6 protein-coding genes are annotated in these 5,375 nt (G+C 56.9%); 1 reads left to right on the top strand and 5 read right to left on the bottom strand.

Annotation, left to right across the window (positions count from 1 at the left end; all coding sequences use genetic code 11):
* Positions 1-509 (bottom strand): TIGR02281 family clan AA aspartic protease (locus AADJ04_RS17485; protein WP_341240391.1); only part of this gene is annotated, 509 nt, incomplete at its 3' end.
* Positions 510-562: 53 nt separating this feature from the next.
* Positions 563-1,048 carry a YajQ family cyclic di-GMP-binding protein gene (locus AADJ04_RS17480; protein WP_044395451.1) on the bottom strand — a complete coding sequence of 162 codons (486 nt, stop codon included), beginning with the start codon at positions 1,046-1,048 and terminating at the stop codon, positions 563-565.
* A gap of 69 nt (positions 1,049-1,117) precedes the next feature.
* On the opposite strand from AADJ04_RS17480, the gene murB reads away from it, so the two are divergent.
* Complete coding sequence (gene murB, locus AADJ04_RS17475) at positions 1,118-2,191, top strand: UDP-N-acetylmuramate dehydrogenase (RefSeq protein ID WP_341240392.1); 1,074 nt, start codon at positions 1,118-1,120, stop codon at positions 2,189-2,191.
* On the opposite strand, the gene AADJ04_RS17470 is transcribed toward murB, so the two are convergent.
* The 3 genes from AADJ04_RS17470 to AADJ04_RS17460 are packed head-to-tail and all read right to left on the bottom strand — an operon-like array spanning position 2,188 to position 5,090.
* Positions 2,188-3,075: a response regulator gene (locus AADJ04_RS17470; RefSeq protein ID WP_341240390.1), complete on the bottom strand. Its 888-nt coding sequence runs from the start codon at positions 3,073-3,075 to the stop codon at positions 2,188-2,190. The two genes, murB and AADJ04_RS17470, sit on opposite strands and share 4 nt — an antisense overlap.
* 25 nt (positions 3,076-3,100) lie before the next feature.
* A complete protein-coding gene (locus AADJ04_RS17465; RefSeq protein ID WP_341240389.1) occupies positions 3,101-4,570 on the bottom strand; it encodes an ATP-binding protein in 1,470 nt (489 codons plus the stop codon).
* Positions 4,571-4,577: 7 nt separating this feature from the next.
* Entirely contained in the window at positions 4,578-5,090 is a 513-nt protein-coding gene (locus tag AADJ04_RS17460; RefSeq protein WP_066695622.1) for a hypothetical protein, read from the bottom strand.
* Positions 5,091-5,375: the final 285 nt, after the last annotated feature.

Here is a 5,375-nt window from a genome sequence, read left to right as displayed (position 1 = left end):
ATCCTGACCGAGTCCAGTCGAATCAGCCAACCCTGGGCTACGCCATTGGCGGTGTTCATTTGCACCGGTTGGCCTTTTGTATATTGCAGCCCCATGCGGTCGGCATCGGCCTTGCCAATGGCGACGGTGGAAGCCCCGGTGTCCACCATGTATTGCATGCGCGTGCCGTTGATCATGCCGGTGTTGATGAAATGGCCGCGCGCGTCCGCCATCAAGACAACCCGCCGACCTCCAGTCCGGCTACCCACGCTCACTGGTGCCTCACCCAGCCGTATGGAGCGTCGAGCCCCGTCTACTTCGACCAGGGCCTGCTCTTTCTCGACGGAGATCACTCGCACGCCTTGGTGGGTTTCGCCCACGGCAATACCACGCGGTGCACTGCCATTGACCACCAACAGTGCCTTGCTTCCAAGAATGCCCGCCAGTGCAACGGCCGTCTGTGCCTGAGCCAGTCCGGTACTCAGTGCGGTCAGCAGCAGCGCTAAGGCGTACAGGCGGGCGTGGTACAGCACGTTTCAATCTCCAGACAGTGAGGCTCTGCCAGCACTCCCAGAACGGCGAATCAATCGCGGAAGTTGTCGAAAGACAGCGGAACATCCGCCACGTCTTTGCGGATCAAGGCCATGGCGGCTTGCAAGTCGTCGCGCTTGGCCCCGGTCACACGCACCTTGTCCTCTTGAATGGCGCCTTGAACTTTGAGTTTGCTCTCTTTGAGCAGTTTCTGAATCTTTTTGGCCAATTCGCTCTCGATGCCGTTGCGCACCTTGATGACCTGCTTGACCTTGTCGCCACCCATCTTCTGAACGTCGCCCTTGTCAAGGAAGCGCACGTCCACGTTGCGCTTGGTGAGTTTATTGCGCAGCACGTCTTCAATTTGTGTGAGCTGGAACTCGGCATCACCGATCAGGGTGATTTCCTTGTCCTTGATCTCAATGCTGGCAGCGGTGCCTTTGAAGTCAAAGCGTGTGGAGATTTCCTTGACGGTGTTTTCCACGGCGTTTTTTACTTCTACGAGGTTGGCTTCACAAACGGTGTCAAAGGATGGCATAACGGGCTCTCACGGGCTAAGCAATACGGGAAGATCGCCAGGGCAGGGCCCAATGCGACAATCGTGGCAATGGTAGTCGAGAAAAACGTCCCTTTACAGCCTTGGAACACCTTCGGTATCGCAGCCCGTGCGTTGAATCTGGTTCGCATTCGCGAGGTGGCAGATCTGTTGCAGGCGCGTAGCGATCCAGCGCTGAGCCAAGCTCCATTCTTTGTGTTGGGAGGCGGCAGCAACATTGTGCTGACGGGCGATGTCAAGCCCACCGTGCTCAAGATGGAGATCAAGGGTTTTCGTCTGGTCGAGGAAACCTCCAAAGCCTGGATTGTCGAGGCTGGGGCCGGAGAGGCCTGGCACGACTGCGTGGCTTGGACGCTGCGCCAGGGTTACCCAGGTCTGGAAAACATGGCGCTGATTCCCGGAACGGTGGGCGCATCGCCAGTGCAAAACATCGGCGCCTATGGCGTGGAGCTGCAAGACCGATTCGAGTCGCTGGATGCGGTAGATATGGCCACCGGCCAGGTGTTCACCCTCACTGCAGAGCAATGCGCTTTTGGATACCGTGACTCAGTCTTCAAGCATGGCGCGCCTGTCACGCCCATTGAGCGGGAAGGCGTGCAGCCCTTGGGCTTGGCGGGCCGAGCGGTCATCACCCATGTGCGCTTTCGTTTGCCTCGGCCGTGGAAGCCCGAGTTGGGATATCTGGACCTGGAACGTCGACGTGCCGAGGCTGGTATCGAGTCCCCCGCGGCGCAAGAAATTTTCGATTGGGTGTGTGAAATCCGCCGTGCGAAACTGCCTGACCCTGCGGTGTTGGGAAACGCCGGGAGTTTCTTCAAGAACCCCACGGTGACCCCTGAGCAATGCTCTGACATCATTGCCCGAGAGCCTCGAATTGTTCACTACCCCATGCCCGATGGCTCGGTCAAACTGGCGGCAGGGTGGCTGATCGATGCCTGCGGCTGGCGCGGCAAGACCATCGGCAAGGCAGGTGTCTATGAAAAACAGGCGCTGGTGCTCGTCAATCGAGGTACGCCGCAGGACAGCGTGACAGGAGGCGAGGTTATGACGCTGGCGAAGGCCATCCAGACCAGCGTGTACGAGCGTTTCGGCATTCGTTTGGAGCCTGAGCCCGTCGTGGTCTAGCCTGCGTTTGTGCTGGCATCTTTGGGAAGCTTGCGGTGCCTTTCCTGCACGGCCTCTACGTCGGTCAGTCCCATTCGCAAGCACAGTGCATGGGTCATCTCCCATGCATCTAGCAGTTGCTCATGTGTGCTGCCTTCCGGTGGGTATTCCCCTTTTTCCAGGTGAAACGCCAGCGCCGCCAACTTTGAAAACCCAAGGTTGGATGATGCGCCCTTGAACCCGTGGGCTGCTGCTTGCAATGTCTCCTGAGGGCCTTCTGCCATGGCTTGTAGCAAGGCATCCAGACTACCGGACTCGTCGCTGAAGTAGCCCTGCAGCAGTGAGCGGTAGCCTTGCACCGTCACTCCCACGCAAACTTCACCCACCATCGCCATGTCAATGTGCGAAGTGACATCCCCGGATTTGAAGCGCCTGCGCGCAGTGCGTTTGGCTTGTGGCGGGGCGGTTGCCTGCTGCTGCGATGTCAGAGGCGCCGTGCTGCTCGTTGTTTCTTTGATGGTGGGCGCTGAAGAGGCTGGGACGGTGCTATCTGTTGCTGGTGCAGCAAACATTTCTGACAGCAGCGATTGAATGGTGTCTACGCTCACCGGCTTAGCGATGAACGTCGTCATGCCTGCTTCAGTGGCTTTCTCACGGGTTTGTGCAAAGACATCGGCGGTCAATGCCACGATGGGCAAGGTCTTGTATTGGGGCCATTGACGCAGTGTTCGGGTCGCCTCAAACCCATCCATGACGGGCATGTGCAAATCCATGAACACCAACTGAGGTGGTTTTTTCTGAACCTCAGCGACAGCTTGTTCGCCGTTTTCTGCGAATCGGGGCACGTGCCCCATGCTGGATAGCAGTGCACCCATGTATTTGCGATTGACCATTTGATCATCCACCACCAGGATATCCAGCCCAGCCAGCTCAGCCGAGGACGCCGCCGGAGTGGGGGGGCTGGCCGAGTGAAACGGGCAGTTTCGGAGGCGCTGCCAATGCCAGAGGTAACGTCACCGTGAAGGTGCTGCCTTGACCCAAAACGCTGTGCGCCTTGATGTCTCCACCCATTCTTCGCGCGAGGTTGCGCGATATTTCCAACCCGAGCCCTGTACCCCCAAAGCGCCGGGATGTACTTGCATCTCCTTGGGCGAAACGTTCAAAAAGCTTTGTCAGGGTTGCGTGATCCATACCAATTCCCTCATCCACCACGTCCAGGCGCAGAGGGTAGATGTTAGGTTGGTCTGGCCCGGCTTTTTCATCCCTGCCTACCTTGACGGCGACGGTGCCTGCATCGCTGAACTTGATCGCGTTGGTGACCAGATTCAAAAATATCTGCCGGAGCCGCGTTCCATCTGCTTCCACCCACGAGGGCAGGTCGTTCGTTAATTCCATAGCGAACCCCAAGCCTTTTTGCTGGGCGAGCGGCCGCATCAGCTTCTCAATTCCTTCCAGCAGGGGTGGCAAGTGAACCGGAACGGGATGAATGCTCATCTTTCCCGCCTCCATCGCCGAAACGTCCAAAATATCGTTGAGAAGCGACAGCAGGTGATCTGCCGAATGGCGGGCCGTGTAAACGTATTCCCTTTGGCTGGAATCCAGGCGAGTTCTCTCCAGCAAAGTGAGCATGCCCAGAACGCCGTTGAAGGGCGTGCGCAACTCATGACTCATGTTTGCCAGAAACTGGCTCTTGCCCCTGTTCGCCTCCTCTGCTGCTGCATTGGCTGCCTGCAGACTTTCGGTTAGTCGTTGCAGAGCCTGGCGTTCTTTTTCCTGCCGGTATTGGCGCCATGCTAAGGCTGCCGCAGCTAGCAGCAGGATGACCAATTGAGCCACGATCAACACCATGATGTGACCGCTTTGCGTCAACATGGTGGACTCCTGCTCCTCCAGCAAGGAGGAGACATGGCGATTGGCGGCCATGGTCAACTCCTGCACGTCGGGGCCGAGTCCGTTGAACTCTTCGACCAGTTGCTGAAATTCTTTTTGGCTGGGTGCCTTGTCGCTGCCCAGCAACTGATCTGTCCGAGTCACCAGCGCTTCGAGCCGCGGCATGGTCTCCATGTACGCGCGTTGCTCATGGAGGGCCGTGGTGCTGGGCGTGTCATGCATCACCTGAAAACGGCTAGCGAAGATATCGCTGCGCAAGCGAAGCTCGTTCAAGGGCTTAGGCACTTCGCTTTGTGCATGAAGTTCCAGGGCCTGCCTAAGACGTAAAAACTCCCGTTCTAGCTGGAATGCGAGCGCAGTGATGGAGTCACTTCGCAGATCACTGCTTTTGCGAATTGATCGCTGTTGCGTTACCTGCAGCGCCAAAAGCACCGCCATGGCCGCCGCCATGAATGTGGTGCCTAGCGCCAGCCATAAGAGGTAGCGCCGGTTGTTGCGACGGGCAGGCATGAAACTTTTATTCGACTTTGATGGACTTGAGCTGCCAGGCGGAGCGGCCATAGTATTTCGACGCCTTCAGTTCAGGCTTGGAATCGAAAGGATAGATGATGAAAAGCGGGCCCTTGGTGCGCACTGAAATCGCCATATCGTCGATCTTGTGAGCCACGATGACGTCGAACAGGTTCGCATCTTCGGCAGGAATGGTCGTTTTATAGTCATTCAGTGCCAATGCTGTCAGTGTTTTTCCGCTGGACTTCACTGCCGCCAGAACGTCACGCAGCAGTGGGCCGGTGAACTTGGTTGGCTTTTTGTCCCACGGGGTTTTCGTGACAAAAGTTTGTTGGGGAAGCTTTTGCAGCATCTCCAGGTCAAAAACCGCGACGTTGTCCCGGTTGGTTTCACCAATTTTTCCCGATATCGTCAGGATGACTTCGCCTGCAGGGGGTTGCAAGGCCCATGCGGGGGCGGTGACCAAGGTAAGGGCTGTGATCCGGGCGATCCAGCGGGATAGAAAAGAGATGATGTGCATAGATGACCTCTCATGAGAGGAAAAGTGATGGTGAATTCTATGTTAAAAATGATTTAAATGATTGTTTTGGTTAAAAAAGGCTCTGTCACCTGAACGTGTTGGTGTCCTCTGCCAGATGAGATTCGGCGTCTTCGCCTGAAACCCACGCCAGCGCTTGGCTCGCGGCTCGTCGACAGAATTTCATCAACACGAATAGGTGACAGAGCCTAAAAAAAAGCCGCCCCTGAGGACAATGCCAGTCAGTTAAGCCCGCAGGCGGCTTGATCCAGTAAAAAGGGGACGTGT

Source organism: uncultured Acidovorax sp., from assembly GCF_964021665.1.
Classification (GTDB): Bacteria; Pseudomonadota; Gammaproteobacteria; order Burkholderiales; family Burkholderiaceae_C; genus Acidovorax; species Acidovorax temperans.
Note: the sequence above shows the minus strand (reverse complement) of the source record. Positions and strands in the feature narration are given on the sequence as shown.